The sequence below is a fragment of the Tundrisphaera macrotermitis genome (assembly GCF_051175315.1).
GTDB lineage: Bacteria > Planctomycetota > Planctomycetia > Isosphaerales > Isosphaeraceae > Tundrisphaera.
Genome location: NZ_CP195100.1, coordinates 6,122,467 through 6,145,088 on the forward strand (window position 1 = coordinate 6,122,467; position 22,622 = coordinate 6,145,088).

The following is a 22,622-nucleotide window of genomic DNA, read 5'->3' on the forward strand; positions in this document are numbered from 1 at the left end:
TGAGCATAGCACGGGTTCGCGGATCCGGCATGATGCCGCCTCATGCCCGGGAAGACCTGGATCGGCCGCCCTTCTTGGCCCGGCGGGCCTCCTCGATGAGCGCGAACCGGGCACGACGCTTGTCCTTGCGGGCCCGGGCCTCCGCCTCGCGTCGGGCGGAGCCCCCGGCCGGCTCTCGAAGCTCGGGGATCGTCGCCGGGCGGGCCTCGGCGACCTCCGCGACGATCCGATGATCCAGGCCCCAGCGGTCGCAGGCCAGGCAGTACATCGTGGGCTTGAGCGGCCGGTCGCCGCAGATCGGGCAGGCCTGGCCGGCGTCCCGGTCACGCCCCGGCCCGGGCCAGGGGCTCGCCCCGGTCCCGAGCAGGAGGGTCGGCCGGGGCATCCGCCCGGCCCACGAGCCGGGCCGGAGCGTTTCGGCCTGCGGTGCCGCCAGGGACTCCGCGGCGGCCTCGGCCGACTCCAGCGCGACGTCGGGCCGCTCGCGCGGGTCGATCACCATCTCCAGGGAGGCGGCCCGCTCGCAGCGGAACACGCCCAGGGCGCGGTGCGGGGGAGGGTCGGCCTCGCCCCGGGTGGCCCATCGGGGCAGTTCGTCGGCCCCATGCTCGACCAGCCGGGCCCCGAGCCGGGCGGCGGCCGCGGTCGACAGCGTGACCGCCGGGCCGGCACCGTCGCCCCCCTCCCACGCCACCAGCCACCCCTCGGCGTCGAGGGTGGCCAGGTGGTCGGTCGTTTCTTCCACGTCGGCATCCAGGGCCGAGGCCAACTCGGCCGGCGTCTGCCAGGCCAGGGGGGCGGCCAGCAGGGCCTGGATCACCGTCTGATACGCCTCGGGCAACTCGACAATCGCCATCATCGCTCTCGCTCCCGGATCTCCGGCCTCGGCCCAACGAACCGCTCAACCGATGAATGTCACGTCGTCGTCCGGGGGATTCCCCCCATCCGCCACGGGGGCGGGCCGGGCCATCGCCATCGAGGCGAGGCGTTCGGCACGTTCCAGGTCGGCGGCGGTGGGCGCCGCGAGGCCCTCCAGCCGGGCCTCCGACTCGGCCATCGCGATGGCCAGATCGGCGTGGGCGCGGGCGGCCTCGGCCTCCCTCTGCCGGGCCTCGGCCTCCATGGCGCGGAGGGTGGACAATGCGGTATCGGGGAACTCCGGCAGGCCGGCCAGCACCCGGCGGGCCCACCGGGCGTCGGCACGTGACGGGTCCTGCCGCGCGAGGGTGAACGCCGCGACGCAGGCGCTGGCATCCCCCTCGCCGATCGCCCGATCGACGAAGACCTCCAGCTCGTCGGAGGGCCGATCGGCCATCGCCGCCAGGTACACGCCGACCAGCCGCGGGTTGACCCGGTCGGGCAGGTCGCAGGCCAGGTCGATCCGGCGGAGGTCGGCCTCCTCCATGACCCGGGATCGGAACGCCTCGAGTTGCCGCCTCGACCACTCCAAGGCGGCCTCGTCGCCGGCCTGCTCGGCCGACCGGTGGAGGCCCAGGAGCCCGTCCAGGGTCGGGGCGGGGGCCCCCCCGGCGACCGGACGGGAGAAGGCCCGCGCCTCGAACTCGGGGGCGCGGCTCTGGATCTGGCCCTCGACCAGGGATCGGCGGAGGAGCCGATTCGTCTCGCGCTGGAGCCCTTCGAGCGACATCGTCTCGCGGGCCTTCTGCCGCTGCTGGATCGCCTCGACGAGTCGATCCAGGAAGGCGACGGGCACCGGGCTATAGCCCTCGGCCCGCGCCGTCAGCTCCGTGCGGAGCTTGTGGGCGGCCGCCTCGGCCTGCTCGCGGGCGACCTTGGTCGTCAGGTCGCCGCGTCGCACCAGCGATTCGACCTCGCCGCGGGCGGCCCGGAAGTGGGCCAGCGCGGCGTCGGCCTCGGCCTTGAAGGGCGTCGAAAGCTCGACCGCCCGCAGCCCCGCCTGGAGGATCGCGCTGGATTTCGGGTGGATCATCGTCGGAGTGTTCCCTGGGTGTGAGGTCTAGATGTGCGGGCGACGGAGGCCGGCGCGGCTCCGCAGCGCCGCGAGGTGGGCCGCGGAGATCGCGACGAGGCGAGACCCGCCCCGACCCGTGAAGGCGTGGGGGATCGGCGGGACGGTGACGACCGCCCTCCATAGACCGGAGGTCTCGCGGGACCACTGGAGGCCCCATCCGTCGGCGAGGATCGACGCGCCCAGCGCGTCGGCCAGGCGGGCGTCGCGGCCCTGATAGGCAATCGCCCCGGCCATCCCGGCGGGATGGCGCTTCCGCTTGATGCATCGAAGGAGTTTCACGGATGCCGCTCACGCTGTGGGGCGCGATGGGCATCTCGCGGCGACCTTCGAGGTCGCCCCGGGCCTGCTTTCCTTCGGACAATATCGTTCCGAGGTCGGCGCCTTAGCATAGTTCTTGGCAAAATTCCCGAAATTCCCCGGGACCGGCGCAACGGCCCCATCGAGGCGATGGCCACGGGCCCCGTGGATCGGTACACTGGAGGATAGCGACCACATGATCGAACCTGCCGGATCGCCCCCGTGTCCGGCCCTCCGCCCGCCCGCTCGCTCGTCGAACGTCCGGCCGCGAAGGCCGACGACGATCCGGCGCGATGCGAATGCCCTGGACCCCGGTGCGATGGCCCATCCCAATCAGAATCCGTCCCGTCCCGCCCCGATCGGCGCGAACACGCCCCCCCAGGAAACCCCGAGGCGGAGACGGCCCGCCCCCCCCCTGCCCCAGGACGACGTGGCCCATTCGGCCGCCGCGCGGTCCCAGCCGGCCCGCGTCCCGGTGGCGATCGAGCGCGCGATCCAGTGCGCCCGGATCGCCGACGACAACCGCGGCAAGGATATCCTGGTCCTCGACCTCCGCAACGCCACGCCCCTGCTCGACTTCTTCGTGATCGCCACCGCGAATTCGCGCCGCCAGGCCAACGCGATCGCCTCGGAGATCGACCAGGAGATGAAGAAGGCCGGCGAGCGGAAGCTCGGCATGGAAGGGACCGAGGAAGGCCGCTGGATCCTGATCGACTACGGCGACTTCGTCGTCCACGTCTTCGCCGACGACGCCCGCGGCTACTACGCGCTGGAGGAGATCTGGGGCGACGCCCCGAGGATCGACTGGCGCGACCCGTCGCGTCCCCAGCCCGCCCCGGCCGCGCCTCCGGAAGGCTGATCGATCCAACCCGCCCCGGCCCTCGTCCTCATCGCCCCGAGATCCGAGTTCCATGAACGTCCTCGCCCGCCTGCGCCTCGCGTTCGCCGCCGCGACCCCCGAAGGCGGCGACGCCGCCACCTTCGCCTCGGCGGTCCGGGTCGGGACCGACCCCAAGTTCGGCGACTACCAGGCCAACGGCTGCATGGCCATCGCCAAGGCCGCGAAGGTCAACCCCCGCGCCGTGGCCGAGGCCGTGGCGAAGGCGGTCGATCTGGCCCCGATGGCCGGCACGCCCGAGGTCGCCGGCCCGGGGTTCCTCAACGTCCGGCTCGACGACGCCTGGATCTCCGGGACGCTGGGCACGCTGCTCGACGACCCCGCCCTCGGGGTCGAGCCGCCGGCCGATCCGCTGACCGTCGTCATCGACTACAGCTCGCCCAACGTCGCCAAGCCGATGCACGTCGGCCACATCCGGTCCACCGTGATCGGCGAGAGCCTGGCGCGGATCTTCACCGCGCTGGGACACAAGGTGATCCGCGACAATCACCTGGGCGACTGGGGCTCGCAGTTCGGCATGATCCTCTGGGGCTGGAAGAACGAGCGGGACGACGCCGCCTACGCCGCCGACCCGGTCGGCGAGCTGGCCCGCCTCTATCGCCTGGCCCAGTCGCGGATCAAGCCGGGGGAGACGCTCGGGGCCCGCTACGGCAAGGCCATCAAGCTCCACGAGGACGGGAAGTCCGAGGAGGCGGCGGCCCTGTTCGCCAAGCTGGCGGAGGGGACCGACGACACCTTCGAGGACGTCGCCCGCCGCATGGCCGACGCCCGCGACGTGGCCGACGCCTGCCGCGCCGAGACGGTCAAGCTCCACAAGGGCGACTTCGAGAACCGGGCCCTGTGGGAGCAGTTCATGCCCCACTGCATGACCGCCCTCCGCACCATCTACGAGCGTCTCGACGTCCATCACGACGTCGAGCTGGGGGAGAGCTTCTACGACCCGATGCTCGCCGGCATCGTGGCCGAGCTGGAGCAGAACGGGATGGCCGTGCCCAGCGAGGGGGCGACCGTCGTCTACTCCGAGGGTTTCAAGGCCCCGTTCATGATCCGCAAGAGCGACGGGGCGTACAACTACGCCACCACCGACCTCGCCACGATCCGCTATCGCGAGGAGACGTGGGACCCGGATCTCAGCCTCTACGTGGTCGACCATCGCCAGGGGGACCACTTCCAGCAACTGTTCTCGGTCGCCCGCCGCTGGGGCTACGACCAGACCCGGTACGAGCACGTCGCCTTCGGCACGATCCTCGGCCCCGATCGCAAGGCGTACAAGACCCGCCAGGGGGATGTGATCGGGCTGGAGTCGCTGCTCGACGAGTCCGTGGCCGAGGCCCGCAAGGTCGTCGACGAGAACAGCGCCCACCTGCCCGAGGAGAAGCGGCAGCAGATCGCCGAGGTCGTCGGCCTCGGCGCCATCAAATATGCCGACCTGTCCCAGAACCGCATGAGCGACTACGTCTTCGACTGGGCGAAGATGCTCGCCAAGAACGGGAACACGGCGACTTACCTCCAGTACGCCTATGCCCGGATCCGGAGCATCTTCCGCAAGGCGGAGGTCGAGCCCACCGCGATTCGCGCGGCCCGGCCGCCGATCATCCTGACCAACCCGGCCGAGCGGGCGCTCGGCGTCCGGATCCTCCGGTTCCCGGAGACGCTGGAGTTCGCCGCCTCGGAGTTGAAGCCGAACATCCTGGCCGACTACCTGTTCGACCTGGCCAACGCCTACAGCACCTTCTATGAGGAATGCCCGGTACTCAAGGCCGAGTCCATTGAGCGTCGCGACAGCCGCCTGGCGCTGATCGACCTGACCGCCCGCACCCTGGAGTCGGGCCTCCGGCTGATGGGGATCGGCGTCGTCGAGGAGATGTAAGCGGATCCAAAAACGTTCCCGTCGGAATCCTTGGATTCTTCGGCGCGGTGTTTGCTGGGACAGCGGGCCGAGCCGGCCACGCCCCGCCCACGGCGCCGGCCTCGATCGTCCAACGATCCCAAACCCGAGGGAACCGCACCATGATCCGCAACCTTGCCCTGGCCACCCTGTCCGCCGTGCTCCTGGCCCCGTCCGCCCAGGCCCAGGCACCGGCCCAGTCCGCCCAGACCAAGATGGCCGTCAGCGACCCCCTCTTCGCCGCCGCCGCGGCCGAGGGGGGGTTGAAGGAAGTAACGATCTCGGAGCTGGGCGTGCAGAAGGCGACCGACCCCGAGCTGAAGAAGTTCAGCCAGCACATGGTCGACGAGCACACCAAGATGAACGCCGAGCTGGCGGCCCTGGCCGCCAAGAAGCAGGTCGCCCTGCCCAAGGCGCTCTCGCCGTCCGCCTCGTTCTGTGCCCAGGACCTGGCCGGCCTCTCCGGCGAGGATTTCGACGCCTGCTACGCCAAGGCCCAGCTCGTCGTCCACATGGACTCCGTGGCCACCTTCACGGCCGAGGCCGAGCGCGGCCAGGATGCCGAGATGAAGGCGCTGGCCGCGAAGTCGCTCCCCCACATCAAGGAGCACCTCAACACGATCAAGCCGATCGCCATGAGGTATGAGGAGAAGATGAAGCAGAAGAAGGGCGAGAAGTAAGCCCCGAGCCCTCGGCCCATCGGAGTGTCAGGCCTTCGTCCCCCGCAACGATCGGGGGCCGAAGGCCTGTTTCATCGGCCCATCAAAGTTTGGGCATTCCTTCGACGAGTTCGTCTTCCCACTGGTCCAGCAGGGGCCAGTCCACGGCGCAGGTGCCGAAGTCGGCCAGGTGGGTGTAGGTCTCCAGCCGGGCGATGGTGGCGTCGAGCATCGCCTTATCCTTGCGGAAGATCGGCCCGTGCGACGGCAGGAGGTACTCGGCGTCGCAGTCGCGGATCCGCCGGAGGCTGTCCATGTAGTCCGGCAGGCTCGACCCGTGGTGGGCATCGATCGCGCCGACCGCCCCGTCGCGGAAGATGTTATCCCCCGAAAACAGCAAGTTCCCCATCTTGAAGGCGAGTTGCCCGGCGGTGTGGCCCGGCGTGCTCCAGACCTCGATCGCACGGTCGCCGACGGTGATCACGTCCCCCTCGTCGATCGCCTTGTCGACCTTGCATTTGGGCATCTCGATCCGGATCCCTTGCGCATCGATTCGCGCGAAGGTCTCGATCTCGTCCCCGTCCTCGATCGGCTTGATGCTCTTGGGATGGGCGTAGACCTTGCACTTCAGGATCGAGCGGGCGCGGGCCAGCCCCTGGGTGTGGTCGACGTCGGCGTGGCTGACCAGGATCGCCTTGCACGCCGACAGGCTGAAGTTCATCTGCCGGATCATCTCCAGCACGTCGCCCAGTTCTTCGAGGAAGCCGACGTCGATCAGAGCGAACTCGGTCCCGCCGTCGATCAGGTAGATGTTGACGCCGAGCCGACGCCTGGCCTGGACGTTCAACTCGATCACGCCGGGGAAGATATAGCGACGCTCAAGCATGCGGTGGAAAGCTCCGGGGGCCAGGCTTGCCCGAGGACCAATCGGGCCAGCGATCGGGCGGACTGGGAGATGGGCGGTTGGATGAGGACGGGCGCACGGCCCCGCTCGATTCTAGGAAAGCCGACGCGGGACGACAACACCCATTGCGCGGGTCGGGCACCACGACCCGGGGTTTGCCGAAGCCGTCCGGGCCTGGCATAGTGGGGATCCTCTCCCGAGATCCCGCCGCCCGGACCAGATCCACACCCGCCGAGACCGACCCATGAGCACCGCCCGGAAGCCCGCCCTGCTGCCCTGCCTCGCCCTCGCGATCGCCCTGCTGGCCCCCCGCGTCGCGCCCGGCGACGACGCCCCGAAGGCGGGCGCCCTCGTGATCGTCGGCGGCGGGGGGATGCCGGACAACGTCCGCGACAAGTTCATGGCCCTGGCCGGGGGCAAGGCGGCGAAGCTGATCGTGATCCCCACGGCCAGCGAGGACGCCGACAAGAAAGATGAGGAAGAGGCCTATCTCAAGCCCTGGCGCCGGTACGAGCCGGCCAACCTGACCCTGCTCCACACCCGGTCCCGCGAGAAGGCCGACACCGCCGAGTTCGCCCGTCCGATCGCCGAGGCCACGGCGGTCTGGTTCAGCGGGGGCGACCAGAACAAGATCATCGAGGCCTATCGCGGCACCGCCGTCGAGCGCGAGTTCCACGCCCTGCTCAAGCGCGGCGGCGTCCTCGGCGGCACCTCCGCCGGCGCGGCGATCATGTCCGACGTGATGATCCGGGGGGGCAACCCGGTGGCCGAGGTCGGGCGCGGCTTCGGCTTCGTCAAGAACGCGGTGGTCGACCAGCACTTCCTCAAAAGGAGCCGGATGAACCGCCTCTACGGGGTGATCTCCGCCCACCCGGAATTGATCGGCATCGGCATCGACGAGGGGACCGCCTTCATCATCGAGGGCGACCGCTGGAGCGTCGTCGGCCGATCCGCCGTGCTCGCCTTCGAGGTCGGCAAGGACGGCCAGCCGCCCCGGTTCGCCTCGTTCACCGAAGGCGACCGCGGCAAGTATCCGGCCACCGGCCTGCCGACCCCGGAGCGGTCCCGGCAAGCCGAGGACGAGTGAGGGGATGATAGCCTTCAAGGCCGGAGGCACCCGGCCGCCCGATCGGGGGCGGCCGGGGATCGATCCCGGGAGATCGAGGCGGCGATCAGTACTGGTCGGAGCTGACAATCTCGCCGAAGGCGCGGGTGGCGAGCTTCTGGAAGACGCCCAGCTTGGCCGTGGCCGGGTTCAGGACGATGATCCGATTCGTCGAGTCATAGGACATCCCGGGGCCATAGCCGCTGGCATCCACGGGCATCGAATCGACCGTATCCTTGATGAACTTGACCGAGCCGTCGCAGAAGGCGAAATTGGCCCCGCCCGGGTGCTGGCTGCCCGAGATCATGGCCCAGCTTTCCTCGGCACCGTTCAGCTTGGCGACGTTGGTCGGCGTGTAGAAATTCTTGTACTTCAGCTGGCCGTTGACGGGGAAGATCGTCTCCATCAGGCAGTCGGTATAGTAGCCCGAGTTCCACCAGTGGTACTCGGGGCCGGCGCCCACGCCCATCCGGCGATGCGACTTCTCGCCGAACAGGAGGGTGTTGCTGGTCCCGTCGGAGATCTCGGCGATCTTGGTGTTCGAGCTGGGGTAGATGACCCCGTTCATGTTCGCCACGCGCTGTGCGTATGTCGCGTTGTTGGTACGGGCCGCGAGGCCCCAGATGCCCATGACGCCGGCATAGCTGCTGAAGCACTGGCGGAGCGTGGTCGGCGTCGGCATCCCGTAGGTGGCGCCGAGCGGCTGGCCGGTCATGATCTCCGGATCGCTCGGGCACCAGAAGGTCGAAGTGGCCACCCCGGCGACGGTCGCGTTGACCCGGCTCTGATACGAGGAAGCGAGGTTCGCCGTGTTGAACGTCGACTGCCCCTCGATGAACGGGGCCAGGCGGACGAGGACGCTCACGCCGTCGCTGGTCGCGGCGGTCCAGTCCTTGATCGCCGTGTAGTTGCCGGCGGGGAAGCAGCCGTTGGCCGACTCATAGTTGTGGGCGGCCATCGCCAGCTGCTTCAGGTTATTGGTGCATTGCATGCGGCGGGCGGCCTCGCGGGCGGCCTGCACGGCGGGCAGCAAGAGCGCGATCAGGACGGCGATGATGGCGATGACGACCAGAAGCTCGATCAGGGTGAAGCCTCGACGGCGAGGCGAACGCGAGCGGATCATGGGAGGCTCCGGGAGGCAGATGATGGGCAGATGCCAGGGGATGCGTCGTCCTCCGGACATCCGACGAGGGCGGGGATTGCGAGCGGGGAGAGGAGAGGCGGCGGGTCGGACGGGGGGCCGGGGCTCAGCGGCCCGCGCCGCCACCCCCCGCACCGCCCTTGCCCGAGTAACCTTCGGCACCGGGCTGCATCGACTTGACCGGGGCCTTCGGGGTCGCGACCGGCTCGGTCGCGGCCGGCTCGGCCGCGGGCGGCGGGACATCGGCGGCCGGGCCCGAGCAACCGTGGAGCGGGAGGATCAGGAGGGCGAGGCAGGAGCCCAGGATGAGGCGGCGAGTCGGCATCGATTGAACGGATCGAATCATGACTCTGAAAACCCAAGGTAAACGGGCTCGACGTGTGCATTTCCTCGTGCCGACCCCTTAATTTATCAAGGGTTGACTCCCCTGGCAAGCTGCGCGGCGGGGTGCGTTAACGAAAAGCATCCCGATCATCCGGATCATCACGGACCGGCCCTGCTGGCGATCGGGCAGGGCCTTTGCTAAGATCGCGGGATGACCACGCCCCTGTTGCCCCAAGCCTTCTGGTTCCGGACCGCGTTCCCGTGCCGCCGGGTCGAGGGGATACCGCGCGACAAGGGGCGGCTGCTCGACCTGCCCGACGCCTGCGCCCTGCCCGACCTCGCGGCGTGGGAAGGTCGGGAGTCGTGGGGGTCGGCCCGGGTCGGCTGGAACGAGGCGGGGCTGGGCATTGCCTTCGAGGTGGGCGGCAAGGTCGGGCAGATCTCGCCCGAGTGGGAGCGGCCGTCGGGGGCCGATGGGGTCCAGGTCTACGTGGACACCCGCGATACCCGGACGGTGCACCGCGCCACCCGGTTCTGCCACCGCTTCGCCGCCACGGTGAGGCCGGCGTCCGGGAAGGCCCTGGCCGTGGAGGTCGCCTCCAAGCCGATCGCGCGGGCCGTCGCCGATGCCCCGATGGCCCGGCCCCAGACGATCGCCGCGAGGGCGGAGCGGACCGTCTCGGGCTATCGGCTCGAACTGTTCTTCCCGGCCGAGGTGCTCCACGGTTTCGACCCCGAGACCAACCGGCGCCTCGGCTTCTTCTATATCTTGAACGACCCCGACCGCGGCGAGCAGGGCCTCGGGGTCGGCCGCGAGTTCCCGGTCGGCGAAGACCCGAGCCTCTGGTCGGTCCTGCAGCTTCAGGACGCGTGAGGCGCGAGCCCGACCGGCCCATCCGACCAAAGATCCATCCGGATCGCCCAACCTTCCAGGATCAGCCCGATGTCTGACGAGAATTTGCGAGGGGCCTCGGACCGGGATGCCGCGATCGACGCGGCCCTCGATGCGGCGGCGAAGGGGACGCCCCGGAAGATCGAGCCGGCCGGCGAGATTTCCTTCAAGCGGCAGTGGGACGAGGACCTCGACGCCGAGCTGGAGGCCGCCATGGCCGGCTTCGACGCCGACGCCCTCGACGTCGGCGGCAAGAAGCGGCTCCCGCCCGGCGAGCGGGCCGGCGGCATGGCGCCGAAGTCCGAGAGGGGCCAGGAGTCGCGGCAGGGGCCGCAGCTCGGCAAGGTGATCTCGATCCGGGGCAAGAGCGTCTTCGTCGACCTCGGCGCCAAGAGCGAGGGCGTGGTCCCGGTCGACCAGTTCGGCGACGCCCTGCCCTCGCCCGGCGACACCATCGAGGTCCGCGTCGACCGCTTCGACGCGGCCGAGGGGCTCCTCCTGCTCTCGCTCAAGGGGGCCGCCGTCGAGGCGAGCTGGGAGAACCTCCGCAAGGGGCTCATCGTCGAGGCCAAGGTCACCAAGACCAACAAGGGCGGGCTCGACGTCGAGGTCGACGGCATCCGCGGCTTCTTGCCGATCGGCCAGATCGACATCAACCGCGTCGAGGACGCGTCGGTCTACGTCAATCAGAAGCTCCGCGTGGTCGTCACCGAGGCCAACCAGCGCGAGAAGAACCTCGTCGTCTCCCGCCGGGAACTGGTCGAGCAGGAACGGGCCGAGCAGAGGATCGAGACCTGGAAGACCCTGGAAGAAGGGCAGGTCCTCAAGGGCACCGTCCGCTCGGTCAAGGACTACGGCGCGTTCGTGGACGTCGGCGGGGTGGACGGCCTGCTCCACATCGGCGACATGAGCTGGTCCCGCCTGTCCAGCCCGACCGGCGCCGTGAAAATCGGCGACGAGGTCGAGGTCAAGGTGCTCAAGGTCGACCGCACCGCCCAGCGGGTCAGCCTCGGCCTCAAGCAGCTGATGCCCAGCCCGTGGGACCTGGCCGAGGACAAGTATGCCCGGGGCCAGACGGTCAAGGGCCGCGTCACCCGGCTGATGGACTTCGGCGCCTTCGTCGAGCTGGAGCCCGGCATCGAGGGGCTGATCCACGTGTCCGAGCTGTCGCCCAGCCGGGTCCGCCGGGTGTCGGACATCGTCAAGCCCGAGCAGGAGGTCGAGGTCCGGATCCTCAAGATCGAGCCCGAGGCCAAGAAGATCTCGCTGTCGCTCCTGCCCCTGCCCGACGCGGCCCCCGCCGAGGAAGAGGAGGAGGAGGAAGACGAGGCCCCGCGGCCTCCCAAGCCCGAGCCCAAGATCCCCTTGAAGGGTGGCCTCGGCGATCGCGACCCGTTCCTCAACCCGCCCAGGAAGAAGGGCTGAAACGAAAGCGGGCCGGCCCCATCCCCCCCGGGTGGTGCCGGCCCGGCGACGTCGCCGACGCCGGCTTATTCGTGATAATGGTCCACGAGCTGGCGGACGGCCTCGACCCGGGGGTCGTCGCAGGGCGCCTTCTCGATCGGCTCCCAATGGATCGGCGTGGTGGCCGGGGCGGCGTCCCTCGGGGCGGCCTCCTCATGGGCCGGCTTCAGGGCCTCGGGGAGCTTCGGATGCAACTCGGCATCGGCCCTCTCGATCGAGTCGATCAGCGTCTTGGCGGCCCGGGCCTCGGCCATCGAGACGCAGAGGGCCATCCGCGGGCTCCCCTCGCGGCTGAGGTCGCGCTTCTCGACCTCGAAGCCGTGGTGGTTCAGCCAGTAGCGGGCGCGGGCCTGGGCATCCGGCGAGACGAACAGGTGAGTGAGGATCATGATCGTAGCTCCGAGAATGGAGTGAATGGGATGGGTTCATGCCATCGATTGGGTAGGACCGCTCGGGAACCGATCGGCGTCGAGGATGCAGGGCCGGGGCGTGGGAGCCCGGGCCGTGCGGACGCATGAGCGATCGCCGGCTGCGGCAAGAATGGGCGGGCCGTGCGGCCCTTGGGGCGGGGTGGGTCTAACAGCGGAGGATGGGGCTACGATCGATGAGCGGCCGGAAGGACCGTGAGACGGCCGGCCTCGCCTCGCAGGCGGAATGGCGGGGGATCGGCACCCAGGCCAGTTCCATCCCGATCAGCTCGACGTCCCGCGTATCGTCGGTCTCGTCGAGGGCTTCCTCGGGACGCCCGGAGCGGAGGCGTGGCTCGGACCTCCGGAGCAGCGGGCAGAATTGAGCGAACCGGTTGCGCCCCGCGTCCTTCAAGACCATCGGCTCGGTCGCCCGCGCGGGGGCATCGCAAGCCCCCGCGTCGGGGGATGCCAAGACCAGGGTCAGGAAGATGATCGTCGAGGTCATCGGAATTCGTCACCCGGGGGTTTCGAGGGATCCGTCCGACTCGCCGAGGGAAGCATACGGGCCATCTCGGGGAAGGCAATCCCGAAAATCCGGATCTTCGGGGGCGCCGAACGGGCTCATTCTTCGTCGTTCAGGGACGAAAGGTTCGTTTCCCGCCCGGGGTGTGGGGCCATGATCGCCCAGGCGGCCACGCGTCGGCCGCCTGAATCCGTGCCCACCGCCTTGAACACCAGGGGGCCCTGCCCGTCCAGGACGCCGGCCATGGGGATCGGCCGGGAAGCGAGCGTTCCCCTCGCCGGCAGGGCCGAGGTCCCGAACGCGCGGGCGATGCCCAGCATGTCGATCCCGCCCCGGCCGAACCCGGCCGCGCGGGGGTTGCTGGCCGGGACCAGCGGCTCCCAGGCCAGGGCACCCAGCCGGATCGGCGTCCCGTCCCGCTCGACCACCGACGCCCGGAAGCCGATCGTCCCGCCCGGCGCCATCGCCGGGCGCACGGTCAGCTCGGGGCGGCCCAGCCCGGGGGGCAGGGACACCGCCGTGACCTGCATGTCGGCCGCCGCCGGGCCGTCGATCTCGACCCGGGTCGCCTCGCCGGCGGCGCCGGCGACGATCGCGTAGTGGGCGGTGGTCCCCCCCGCATCCCAGAGGTCCAGCCCGCCCGGGCGGACCGTCGAGGCGCGGGGGCCGGCCAGGATCCAGTCCTCCAGCTCGGCCCGGGGGTCGATCGATCGGTAGGACCCGTCGGCATCGGCCGCGGGGTCGAGGCCCGACGTGTAGAGCGCGACCGTCCAGCGGCGGAACAGCTCGGCGAACGGCATCCCGGTGGCGGCCTCCAGCCCGGGGCGGCCGCGCCGCTCGGATCGGATCAACGCATCCAGGAGCCCCGGCCCGTACCGATCGACGCACCAGCGGAGGAACAGGTAGGTCGCCCCGCGGTTGCCGTGGCTCCGGAACAGGTCCTCGCCGTAGTAGTCGTCCACGACCAGCCGATAGCGTTCCGGCTGGGACAGGTAGGCGCTGACGCGGTAGTCCAGGTTCGACCGCGAGAAGCCGTGGGCGTCCTCGACGAGGTGGGCCAGCGCCTCGTCGAGCCAACCCTCCTCCTCGGTCCCCTGCACGCCCCGCGCGGCGGGCGCGAGGACCTTGCGGCTGAACGTGATCGCATGCGTATATTCGTGGGCCATCACGGTCCGGAGGTGGGGGCCCGCCTTGAGCGTCGTGTTCAGGTACATCATGTCGCAGCGGTTGCCCAGCGGCGCGGGCAGGACGAGGTCGAGGTCGGCCCCTCGCGTGAAGCCGTCCAGGCTCACCTTGCCCCCGGCGAGCTTGGCCAGCCAGCCCGAGAACAGGACCGTGAACCGGCCGTCGCCGTCGACGTCCCGGGGCACCCCGAACCGGAGCGCCGCGACCGGATAGATCTTTTCGTCGAAGGTCGCCACCACGTCGCGGAGCGTGGCGACGTCGACCCGGTCGACGTCGTCCTTGTCGACGTAGACCTGGACCCGGAGGCCGTAGGCGCGGAGGTGACCCTCGACCACGCCATAGCTGGCCGCCTGGGTCACGTCGCCATCCTTGGCGAGCAGGTGGAACGACCGGACGGACGGCGGGATCGTCGCCGGCGCGGCGGGGATCGGCCCGGGGTGGGGGGCATCGCGGAGGGGCAGCGAGCCGACGGGATCGGGCAGCACCTCCGCGGGCCTCGCCTTGGCGACGGCCCGGGTCGACAGCCGGATCGGGAACGGGCCGACGCCGTCCCCCAGGGCCGAGACGATGACCAGGGTCTTGCCGTCGCGACCCGAGGCGGGGAGGTCGAACGAGGCGTGCCCGTCCCGGACCGCGATCGGCATCGGCCGGCCGACCCCCGGCGACGCCGGTGCGGCCCCGGGGGCGAGGCGGCACGGGCCGAGCCCTACCACCAGTAGCAGCAGCACGGCGATTCGGGTCATGCCTGGTCCAAGCATCCGCACCCATCCCGGCCGGGTCGACTGTGCCCCCCGCCCGATCCGGGCGGCCCTGGGGTTGACTCCAGGACTTACGATCGACCCGCCGCGGGGCCGGCCTTGAATCGATCGCGCGGGACGCGACGGTTCTGCCGGTTTCCCGGGGAAGCCGGACCGAACCCTGGGGAAATCCCCAAGTTTCGCCGAGCAAGGGCCGAGGGCCCGGCCCCGATCCGCGGGCGAAACTCGTGGCGAGGCGGGGGGCGATTCTGGTCTATAATGGGTGTTGCCGCCCGCCCGACCGATCGGGCCGGATCTCGCCGCCCTCTTGCCGGGACGCCCATGGCTCGCTCGCGTTACATCGTCGGGATCGACCTCGGCACCACCAATTGCGCCGTGGCCTATGTGGACACGAAGGGGAAGGAGCGGCCGAACGCCGACGTCCGGGCCTTCGACGTCGCGCAGCTGGTCGCGCCCGGGGAGTCGAGCCCCCGGGGCATGCTCCCGTCGTTCATCTACCTGCCCGGCCCCCACGAGCTGCCCGCCGGCGCGACGCGTTTGCCCTGGCGGGGGGACAGCGACCGGATCGTCGGCGAGTTCGCCCGCTCGCAGGGGGCGAAGGTCCCCGGCCACCTGGTCGCCAGCGCCAAGAGCTGGCTGTGCCATGCGGGCGTGGATCGGGAAGCGGCCATCCTCCCGTGGGGGGCGGCGCCGGAGGCCCGCAAGATCTCGCCGGTCGAGGCGTCGGCCGACCTGCTCGCCCACATCCGCGACGCCTGGGACGACCACTTCGCCAAGAACGACGAATCGGCGAAGCTGGCCCACCAGGAGGTGATCCTGACCGTCCCGGCGTCGTTCGACGAGGCGGCCCGCGAGCTGACCGTCGAGGCGGCCAAAAGGGCCGGGATCGAGCGGCCGGTCCTGCTGGAGGAGCCGCAGGCGGCCTTCTACTGCTGGATCGTGACCCACCAGGACGGCTGGCAGCGCGAGGTCCGCGCCGGGGAGCTGATCCTGGTCTGCGACGTGGGCGGGGGGACGACCGACTTCAGCCTGATCACCGTGGTCGAGACCCCCGAAGGCCCCGGCTTTCGCCGCGTGGCGGTGGGCGACCACCTGATGCTCGGCGGCGACAACATCGACCTGGCCCTGGCCCACAAGGTCGAGGCCAAGCTCGGGGCGAGGAAGCTGGACACCGAGCAATGGTCGGCCCTCCGGCTGTCGTGCCGGGTCGCCAAGGAGAAGCTCCTGTCGGACACCCCCGCCGCGCGGTGGCCGGTGATCATCGCCGGCCGGGGCTCCAAGATCATCGGCGGCAGCCTCCAGTCGGAGCTGACCCGCGAGGAAGTGCTGGCCACGGTCCTCGACGGATTCCTGCCGCTCTCCCCGGCGGGCGAGGAGCCGGGACGCGGCGGGCCTCGCGCGGGTCTCCAGGAATTCGGCCTGCCGTTCGTGGCCGACCCGGCGATCCCCCGCCACCTGTCGTCGTTCCTCCGCCGCCACCAGGCCGAGTCGGGCGGGACCGGGCCGGCCCGGCCCGACGCGATCCTGTTCAACGGCGGGGCGCTGACCCCCGCCCTGCTCCGCGACCGGGTGGTCGAGGTGGTCCGGTCCTGGTTCGGCGAGGCCGACCCGACCTATCGCCCCCGGGTCCTGAGCAATGCCTCGCTGGACCTCGCCGTGGCCCACGGCGCGGCCTATTACGGGGTGGTCAGGCGCGGCGGCGGGATCCGGATCGGCGGCGGCACCGCCCGTTCGTTCTACGTCGGGTTCGAGGCCGAGGCCGCCGACAGGCCCTGGCTCTGCGTGGTCCCGCGCGACGCCCAGGAAGGGGACGAGATCCGCATCGACCGCCACGACTTCGACCTGCTCATGGGCCAGCCGGTCGCCTTCCCCCTGGCCAGCAGCTCGGTCCGGCCGCAGGACATGCCGGGCGACCTCGTGAAGGCCGACCCCGACTCGATCCGCGTCCTCCCGCCTTTGGTGGGGGTCATGCGGGTGGGCCGCAAGGCCAAGGCGGAGCGGGTGCCGGTGCGTCTGGAAGCCCGCGTGACCGAGGTCGGCACGGTCGAACTCTGGTGCCAGTCCCGGACCGACGAGCGCCGCTGGCGGCTCCAGATCCAGCTGCGCGGGCCGAGCGGCCCGGCCACGCCCCGCCCACTGGAGGTCGGGCGCGAGTCCGACGCCACGGTGATCGAGCAGTCCGAGGTGGACGCCGCCATCGAGGCGATCCGGTCGGCGTTCGCCTCGCCGCCGGGGACGGTCGAGGGGGGGCCGGATCGGCTGCTCAAGACCCTGGAGGTGGCCCTGGACGCCCCGCGCGACCAGTGGCCGCCGTCGGCCCTGCGGGCGATGTGGGAGCCGCTCCGGGAGGCGACCGACCTCCGCGCCAGGGGACCCCGGCACGAGTCGCGCTGGTTCAACCTGGCCGGGTTCTGCCTCCGGCCGGGGACCGGCTATCCGCTCGACGAGGCGCGGATCAAGGCCCTGTGGTCGGCCTTCCACCAGGGGGTCAAGCACACCAAGGACACCCAGTGCTGGGTCGAGTGGTGGGTCCTGTGGCGGCGGGTGGCCGCCGGGCTGAACCGGGCCCACCACGATGAGATCCACCGCCGGCTCGCCCCGCTGATCTTGCCGTCCCGTGGCGGAAGCTCGGGCAAGAAGGCGACCCGCCCCAAGCCCGAGGCCCACGAGCTGGCCGAGATCTGGCGCTGCGCGGCGAGCCTGGAGCGGCTGGCGTCCAACCTCAAGGAGCCGTACGGCGACCTGCTCGCCAAGGAGATGGCCAAGCCGAACCCGCCCGCGTATGCCGCCTGGTGCCTGGGGCGGATCGGGGCCCGGGTGCCGCTCTACGGACCGGCCAACACCGTGGTCCCGCCCGAGAAGGCGTCGCGGTGGGCTCGGGTGCTGCTGGACCGACCGGCGGCGGCCGGTCGCGAGGCCGCCGACCTCATCTTCGCCCTGGGGCAGATCGCCCGGGTCTCGGGCGACCGGACCCGGGACCTGGAGGAGCCGCTGCGGCTGGAGATCATCGCCCGGCTCGAGGCCCTGGGGGCCGACGCCGCGGCGACCGACCCGATCCGCGAGTTCCGCGAACTCGAAGGGGCGAGGCGGGACCAGGCGTACGGCGACGCCCTGCCCGCCGGTCTCCGGCTGGTGGTCGGGGTCGAATAGGACGGGCCGGCCCTCGTGGCCTGCGGGGTCGCGAGGGCCGGTCGGTGGGGTCATGGCGTCTTGAGCGTCACCTTGTCAGGCGCCCCCGGGGTGAACTTGACCGGCACGTTCCAGACGTAGTTCTTGGTCGTGCACAGGCTGTTGGGCAGGCAGATGAACGCGGAGACCGAGACCCGGAGCGGCAGCGTCGCGCCGGCCTCGGCCGGCTTCGCCAGCGTGACCTTGATCGGGAACTGGGCCTGGGGCGACTCGATCTTGTTGCCGGACGGCGAGACCTCGGGGCCGAAGACATCGGCCTGACCGGGGGACTCGACCAGGTAGAGCATCGGGGCCTCGGCGCTCAGCTTGAACCCGTCCGGCAGGCTGAGGGCCACATCCAGCGTCACCGATCCGCCCGGGGCGACCTCGGCGGCCGGCAGGTCGACCACGGCAGGGTTGGGGAATTTCGGCACCCGGACCCGGGTCGGCGCGACGATCGAGGCGATGTCCAGGGTCGCGACCTTGCGGGTGGCCAGGTCCACGGTGCGGATCGCGTGGTTGTTGGTGTCGGCCACGTAGAGGACGTTCCCGGCCAGGCTGAGGCCGGCCGGCTCGTTGAACAGGGGGGGCCGGTCGGTCTTGCCCCGCCGGACGTCGCCGACCAGGGACTCCACGGCCCGGGTCTTCGGGTCGCAGACCTTGATTTTGTTGTTATAAGTGTCGGCAATATAGAGCTTTTCGCCGCCATAGGCCAGGCCCAGGCAGTGCTGGAGCCGGACCGCCTCGCCGATGCCGTCCTTATCGCCGAAGCCGAACAGGCCGACGCCGACGATCGTCTCGACCACCGGGTCGGCCCCGAGGCCGATCGAGCGGACGCCGGAGACTTCCGAGTCGGCGACGAACAGGTGCTGGCCGTCGGTGGCCAGCCCGCTGGGCTGGGCGAGGTTGGCTTCGAGGGCCGGGCCGTCGAGGATGTTCTCCCGCCCGTCGCCAGCGAAGTTGGCGATCGTCCCGGCGGCGAGGTCCAGCTTCCAGATCTGGTGGGGCCCGGCCATCGCCACGGCCAGCGACCGGGTGCCGGGCATGGGCAGGACGTCCCACGGGCTGTTGAGCCGCACCCCGGAGGCCTTGCCCTCGCCGTAGGGCGGGTGGGCCTGGGTGCCGTCGCCGGCGACGGTCGCGACCGTCTTGCCGGCCAGGTCCACGACGCGGATGGCGTGGTTCTCGGTATCGGCCACGTAGAGCTTGCCCTCGAACAGGCAAGTCCCCTGCGGGCGGTTGAACTGGGCCTTGGCGTAGGCGCCGTCGACCAGCCCGCCTTCGCCGCCGCCGATCGCCTCGATGAACTTGCCGGAGAGGTCGGCCACCACGATCCGGTTATGGCCGGTGTCGCTGATGTAGAGCTTCTGGCCGGCGGCGTCGGCGGTGATCTTGCCGGGATAGAGGAGGCCGCCGTCGTGCGGCTTCTCGATCTCGCTGGGGAATTCGACCGGGGTCTCGTCCAGTTCGCCCTTGGCCCTGTGGAGTTCGACCAGCTTGCCGATGACCTGGTCGAGCCGATCGTAGTGCCCTTCGCCCGAGACGCTGCCGATGTACCGGCCCCTGGCGTCGATCAGGGCGAGCGTCGGCCAGCTCCGGACGCCGAATCGGTTCCAGATCACCTGGTTGGCGTCGTTGGCCACCGGGTGCTTGATCTGATATTCGTGGACCTTGGCGCGGATGTTCTCGGTCTCGCGCTCGGCGTCGAACTTGGCAGTGTGGACGCCGACCACCACGAGGTTGTTCTTGTACTTGGCCTCCAGCTTGGCGAGGTCGGGCAGGACGTGGTGGCAGTTGATGCAGCAGAAGGTCCAGAAGTCCAGGAGGACGATCTTCCCCTTGAGCCGATCCAGGTGGATCGGGTTGTCGGTGTTGATCCAGCCCACGGCCCCGTCCAGCGAGGGCACCTCCTCCTGCCGGGCCGGGGGTGTGGCCTCCGACCGATACCCCCACGCCGCCGTCAGGAGCGCCGCCAAGGCGACTCCGAGGCCCGCCTTGACGAGGGCCTTCGCCAGTGCCGGGTCACGCCGATGCAACCGCATGGAGAGCGTCCTTCCGCGATCGAGTGGGAGGTTCGGGATCAAGGATGCCGGTCCATTCTAGGCCGGGCGGGGACGATCGCAACTTGATTCGCCCCCCCGCCGACTTCACGCCGTCTCGGGCTCCGCATACACGGCGATGGGGCGGCCATACAGCGGGCCGCTGACCGCCTTGAGGGTCGGGTGGCGGATCAGCCCGCCCTGGCCCATCTTGCTGGTCCAGGTGCCGTCCTCCTCCTGGACCGCCGCATGCTTCACGCCCCGGACGACTCCCTTCTTGTCGACGACCCCGTAGACGACCACCTTGTCCACGCCGTCCTGGAGGCTGGTGTCCAGCGTGGCCAGGCGGGTCATCCCTTCCTTGGCGTAGGTCTTGTCGGCCCAGGAGAGGGGATTCTTGGCCGTGCCGAGCCGGGGGGAGACCCACCGATCGCGGTGGCCCAGGCTCCAGGCGATGCAGTTGTAGCGGTTGGAGAACGGGGCGATCACCTCGAACTGGCGGCCGAGGTTGGGGAACTCGCCGGGGCTCAGGTCGCGGCGCTCGGCCGGGAAGCGGGTGAGGTTGTACTTGCGGGGTGCCGGTGCGGAAGCCGCGGGCGGGGCGACGGCCGCGGGCGGGGCGACCGTCGAGAGCAGGAGCCGGGATTCGATCCCTTCGACGGCGGGGCGGAACGTCGGTCGTTTCCTGGTGAGCATCATTCGGTCCGGGGGCCTCGTTGGGTTCGTTCGGTCAATCGGCCTTGGGGGCGAGCACGGCGGTCACGGCATGGTGATCGGACGGGGCGCGGCCGTCGCGGTCGGCCCGGACGATCCCGGCCTCGCGGACGGTCCAGTCGGTCGAGGCGCCGATCCAGTCGATCCGCGGGCCCTTGGTTGCGGCGGACTTGAAGCCCGAGAGCGTCCCTTCGGCCTCGCCCCCGCCCGGGTGGGCGGCGCGGTACGTATGGTACGTATCCTTGAGATAGTGGACGCGCTGGAGCTTGGTGGCGAAGAGGGTCCAGTAGGCCTGGCTCCCCACGCCGCTGTTGAAGTCGCCGGTCAGGACGACGCGGGATCCCCGGCCCATCTCGTCGATCCTGGCCCGGATGAGGCGGGCGGCCTCGGCCTTGGACTTCGGGCCGATGTGGTCGAAGTGGGTGTTGATGAAGAAGATGGGCGGGCCGTCCGGGGCGCGTCGGTCGCGGAGCTTCGCCCAGGTGGCCATGCGGGGCAGGGAGCTATCCCAACCCTTGCTGCCGGGCACGTCGGGGGTCTCGCTGAGCCAGAAGTGGCCGGAATCGAGCTTCTCGAACCGATCCTTGCGGAAGAAGAGGGCCATCATCTCCCCCTTCTCCCGGCCGTCGTCGCGGCCGGCCGCCAGCACCTCGTAGCCGTCGAGCCGGGCCGCGAGGTCGTCGCGCTGGCGGGCCAGGACTTCCTGCGTCCCCAGGAGGTCGGGGCCGAACGCCTTGATGGTGTCGGCGAGGAAATCGCGGCGGTTCTCCCACACGTTCTCGCCGTCGCCCGGGTTGGCGAACCGGATGTTGTAGCTCATCACCCGGACATCGGCGGGGGCCGGCTCGGGCGCGATCAGTGCGGCCAGGAGGGCGAGGGCGGGGAACATCGTCACGGCTCCGGGGAGGGAGGGGGTCGCGGGGAGCGATCGAGCCTAACGCCTTCGGACCGCGATGTCACGGGGCACACGGGGGAGACGCGCGACCGTCCACCCGGGTCGTGGGCCGATCGGTCAGCCCGGGCCCCGCGATGGCGACGGCCGGGCGGCGGGCGTTGGGTTCGTTCGGTGCGGGGGTGCGAGCACCGGCGGGGCCGCCGCGATCGGCGGGGCGACCGGGACGGGGGCGGGGACGGCCGGGGCCGCCGCGTGGGGTCGGGGACGAGGCTCCGCCGGGGCGGGTCGGGGCGGCGATTCGGTGTCCGGCGCGGTCGCTGCTACGCTCTCGGCCCGCTCCTCGACCGCGTGGAACTCGCGGAGGGCGCGGAACAGCCCGCGCTCGGCGGCGGCCTCGTATCGCCGCGCCATCTGGCCCTCCTCCGACGGGTCGAACAGGGCGCGGTCGGCCGCCTCGGCGCGGTCGATGGCTTCGTTTTCGCCATCGACCTGCACGCGAAGCTCGCGCAGGGCCTCCACCTCGGCATCGATCAGGGCGGCCAGTTGTTCGAGGGCCCACCGCTTCCGCTTCTTGCGGTCCACCCCGGCCCTCTGGTCGGCGGTCAGGCCCGAGAAGTCGCCCTGGATGGCCCGGAGGATCGGGGTGAACGGGGTGGGCGGGTAGATCCCGGGGTGGCGGCCCAGGAGGCTTTCCAGGCGCTCGTCGTCGTGGTGATTCCAGGCGAGCTTGCCGGGCCGGTCCAGGCGGCCCCGGAGGACGTGCCATGCCTCGATCAGCCCGTCGATCCCCTCGGGGATCTCCTTCATCCGCGCGACCGCGCGGTCGGGGTCGGTGTCCAGGAGGGCGGCGAGGACGTTGACCTCGGCGCGGCGGGCCTCGTCGCGGTCCTTCTGGGCGTCGCGGACCCGCCGGGCGGTCATCGCCGCCTCGTGCCGGCCGCAGCGGTCGAGCCGGGCCGAGAGCGTGGCGACCCGCCGGATCAGGATCCGGCCCATCTCCCCGGAGGGCTTCATCTCCGCCGCGAGCCGCGCGGCCAGGGCGTCGGCCTCCGAGTTCGCATGTTGACATGAACCGTCGTTCGATCCCAACGGATCGGCGGCGGGGCCGGGGCCGGCGCCCCGTTTCGGGTGCGGCGGGTCGGCGGCGAGGCGGGCGGGGCTGCCAGTCATCGGGGGGTCTCTCGGCGTGGGGTCGGCGTTGGCTCCGTGATGCTCGCTCCTGTCGCCGACATATTCAGGATCGCGCGCCGACCCTTATCAGTGTTTTTCCGGGAATCGCGTCGGATTCCCGAAAAAAGTTGGCGAGGCGTCGTCCGGAGGGCGGGATCCGTCCCCGAGGGGGGCCCGGGCCGTTGCCGGAAATCC

20 protein-coding genes are annotated in these 22,622 nt (G+C 70.9%); 7 read left to right on the forward strand and 13 right to left on the reverse strand.

Going from position 1 to position 22,622, the window contains the following annotated elements; translation table 11 throughout:
- Positions 1-40 precede the first annotated feature (40 nt).
- The 3 genes from TA3x_RS24715 to TA3x_RS24725 are packed head-to-tail and all read right to left on the reverse strand — an operon-like array spanning position 41 to position 2,272.
- Complete coding sequence (locus tag TA3x_RS24715) at positions 41-859, reverse strand: hypothetical protein (protein WP_435017337.1); 819 nt, start codon at positions 857-859, stop codon at positions 41-43.
- A 42-nt stretch (positions 860-901) separates the two neighbouring features.
- Positions 902-1,951, reverse strand: a complete 1,050-nt coding sequence (locus TA3x_RS24720) for a hypothetical protein (protein ID WP_435017338.1) — start codon at positions 1,949-1,951, stop codon at positions 902-904.
- A 27-nt stretch (positions 1,952-1,978) separates the two neighbouring features.
- Positions 1,979-2,272: a hypothetical protein gene (locus TA3x_RS24725; protein ID WP_435017339.1), complete on the reverse strand. Its 294-nt coding sequence runs from the start codon at positions 2,270-2,272 to the stop codon at positions 1,979-1,981.
- 337 nt (positions 2,273-2,609) lie between these two features.
- Here TA3x_RS24725 and rsfS point away from each other — a divergent pair, with 337 nt between their 5' ends.
- From rsfS to TA3x_RS24740, 3 genes are all read left to right on the forward strand, one after another.
- Positions 2,610-3,149 carry a ribosome silencing factor gene (rsfS, locus tag TA3x_RS24730; protein ID WP_435017340.1) on the forward strand — a complete coding sequence of 180 codons (540 nt, stop codon included), beginning with the start codon at positions 2,610-2,612 and terminating at the stop codon, positions 3,147-3,149.
- A 52-nt stretch (positions 3,150-3,201) separates the two neighbouring features.
- A complete protein-coding gene (argS, locus tag TA3x_RS24735) occupies positions 3,202-5,058 on the forward strand; it encodes an arginine--tRNA ligase (RefSeq protein WP_435017341.1) in 1,857 nt (618 codons plus the stop codon).
- Between the two features lie 140 nt (positions 5,059-5,198).
- Positions 5,199-5,756: a DUF4142 domain-containing protein gene (locus TA3x_RS24740; RefSeq protein ID WP_435017342.1), complete on the forward strand. Its 558-nt coding sequence runs from the start codon at positions 5,199-5,201 to the stop codon at positions 5,754-5,756.
- Positions 5,757-5,838: 82 nt separating this feature from the next.
- On the opposite strand, the gene TA3x_RS24745 is transcribed toward TA3x_RS24740, so the two are convergent.
- On the reverse strand, positions 5,839-6,621 hold the full coding sequence (locus tag TA3x_RS24745) for an MBL fold metallo-hydrolase (RefSeq protein ID WP_435017343.1): 783 nt from the start codon (positions 6,619-6,621) through the stop codon (positions 5,839-5,841).
- Between the two features lie 262 nt (positions 6,622-6,883).
- Between TA3x_RS24745 and TA3x_RS24750 the strand changes: the two genes are divergently transcribed.
- Positions 6,884-7,726, forward strand: coding sequence for a cyanophycinase (locus TA3x_RS24750; protein ID WP_435017344.1), 843 nt, complete (start codon positions 6,884-6,886; stop codon positions 7,724-7,726).
- Positions 7,727-7,811: 85 nt separating this feature from the next.
- On the opposite strand, the gene TA3x_RS24755 is transcribed toward TA3x_RS24750, so the two are convergent.
- Both TA3x_RS24755 and TA3x_RS24760 read right to left on the reverse strand, forming a co-directional pair.
- Positions 7,812-8,867, reverse strand: a complete 1,056-nt coding sequence (locus TA3x_RS24755; RefSeq protein WP_435017345.1) for a DUF1559 domain-containing protein — start codon at positions 8,865-8,867, stop codon at positions 7,812-7,814.
- A 124-nt stretch (positions 8,868-8,991) separates the two neighbouring features.
- Positions 8,992-9,210, reverse strand: coding sequence for a hypothetical protein (locus tag TA3x_RS24760; RefSeq protein ID WP_435017346.1), 219 nt, complete (start codon positions 9,208-9,210; stop codon positions 8,992-8,994).
- Between the two features lie 210 nt (positions 9,211-9,420).
- Between TA3x_RS24760 and TA3x_RS24765 the strand changes: the two genes are divergently transcribed.
- Positions 9,421-10,083, forward strand: a complete 663-nt coding sequence (locus TA3x_RS24765; protein ID WP_435017347.1) for a hypothetical protein — start codon at positions 9,421-9,423, stop codon at positions 10,081-10,083.
- A gap of 69 nt (positions 10,084-10,152) precedes the next feature.
- Complete coding sequence (locus tag TA3x_RS24770) at positions 10,153-11,526, forward strand: 30S ribosomal protein S1 (RefSeq protein WP_435017348.1); 1,374 nt, start codon at positions 10,153-10,155, stop codon at positions 11,524-11,526.
- Positions 11,527-11,591: 65 nt separating this feature from the next.
- On the opposite strand, the gene TA3x_RS24775 is transcribed toward TA3x_RS24770, so the two are convergent.
- From TA3x_RS24775 to TA3x_RS24785, 3 genes are all read right to left on the reverse strand, one after another.
- Positions 11,592-11,954, reverse strand: a complete 363-nt coding sequence (locus TA3x_RS24775; RefSeq protein ID WP_435017349.1) for a hypothetical protein — start codon at positions 11,952-11,954, stop codon at positions 11,592-11,594.
- A gap of 187 nt (positions 11,955-12,141) precedes the next feature.
- Positions 12,142-12,480 (reverse strand): hypothetical protein, encoded by a 339-nt coding sequence (locus TA3x_RS24780; protein ID WP_435017350.1) that lies wholly within the window; start codon positions 12,478-12,480, stop codon positions 12,142-12,144.
- 116 nt (positions 12,481-12,596) lie between these two features.
- On the reverse strand, positions 12,597-14,426 hold the full coding sequence (locus TA3x_RS24785) for a hypothetical protein (protein WP_435017351.1): 1,830 nt from the start codon (positions 14,424-14,426) through the stop codon (positions 12,597-12,599).
- 336 nt (positions 14,427-14,762) lie between these two features.
- Between TA3x_RS24785 and TA3x_RS24790 the strand changes: the two genes are divergently transcribed.
- On the forward strand, positions 14,763-17,591 hold the full coding sequence (locus TA3x_RS24790) for an Hsp70 family protein (protein ID WP_435017352.1): 2,829 nt from the start codon (positions 14,763-14,765) through the stop codon (positions 17,589-17,591).
- Positions 17,592-17,641: 50 nt separating this feature from the next.
- Here the strand turns inward: TA3x_RS24790 and TA3x_RS24795 are convergent, their stop codons facing one another.
- From TA3x_RS24795 to TA3x_RS24810, 4 genes are all read right to left on the reverse strand, one after another.
- Positions 17,642-19,651: a thioredoxin-like domain-containing protein gene (locus TA3x_RS24795; RefSeq protein WP_435017353.1), complete on the reverse strand. Its 2,010-nt coding sequence runs from the start codon at positions 19,649-19,651 to the stop codon at positions 17,642-17,644.
- A gap of 105 nt (positions 19,652-19,756) precedes the next feature.
- Positions 19,757-20,347, reverse strand: a complete 591-nt coding sequence (locus tag TA3x_RS24800; protein WP_435017354.1) for a DUF7689 domain-containing protein — start codon at positions 20,345-20,347, stop codon at positions 19,757-19,759.
- A gap of 31 nt (positions 20,348-20,378) precedes the next feature.
- Positions 20,379-21,251, reverse strand: coding sequence for an endonuclease/exonuclease/phosphatase family protein (locus tag TA3x_RS24805; RefSeq protein WP_435017355.1), 873 nt, complete (start codon positions 21,249-21,251; stop codon positions 20,379-20,381).
- A gap of 123 nt (positions 21,252-21,374) precedes the next feature.
- Entirely contained in the window at positions 21,375-22,427 is a 1,053-nt protein-coding gene (locus TA3x_RS24810) for a hypothetical protein (protein WP_435017356.1), read from the reverse strand.
- Between the last annotated feature and the right edge of the window lie 195 nt (positions 22,428-22,622).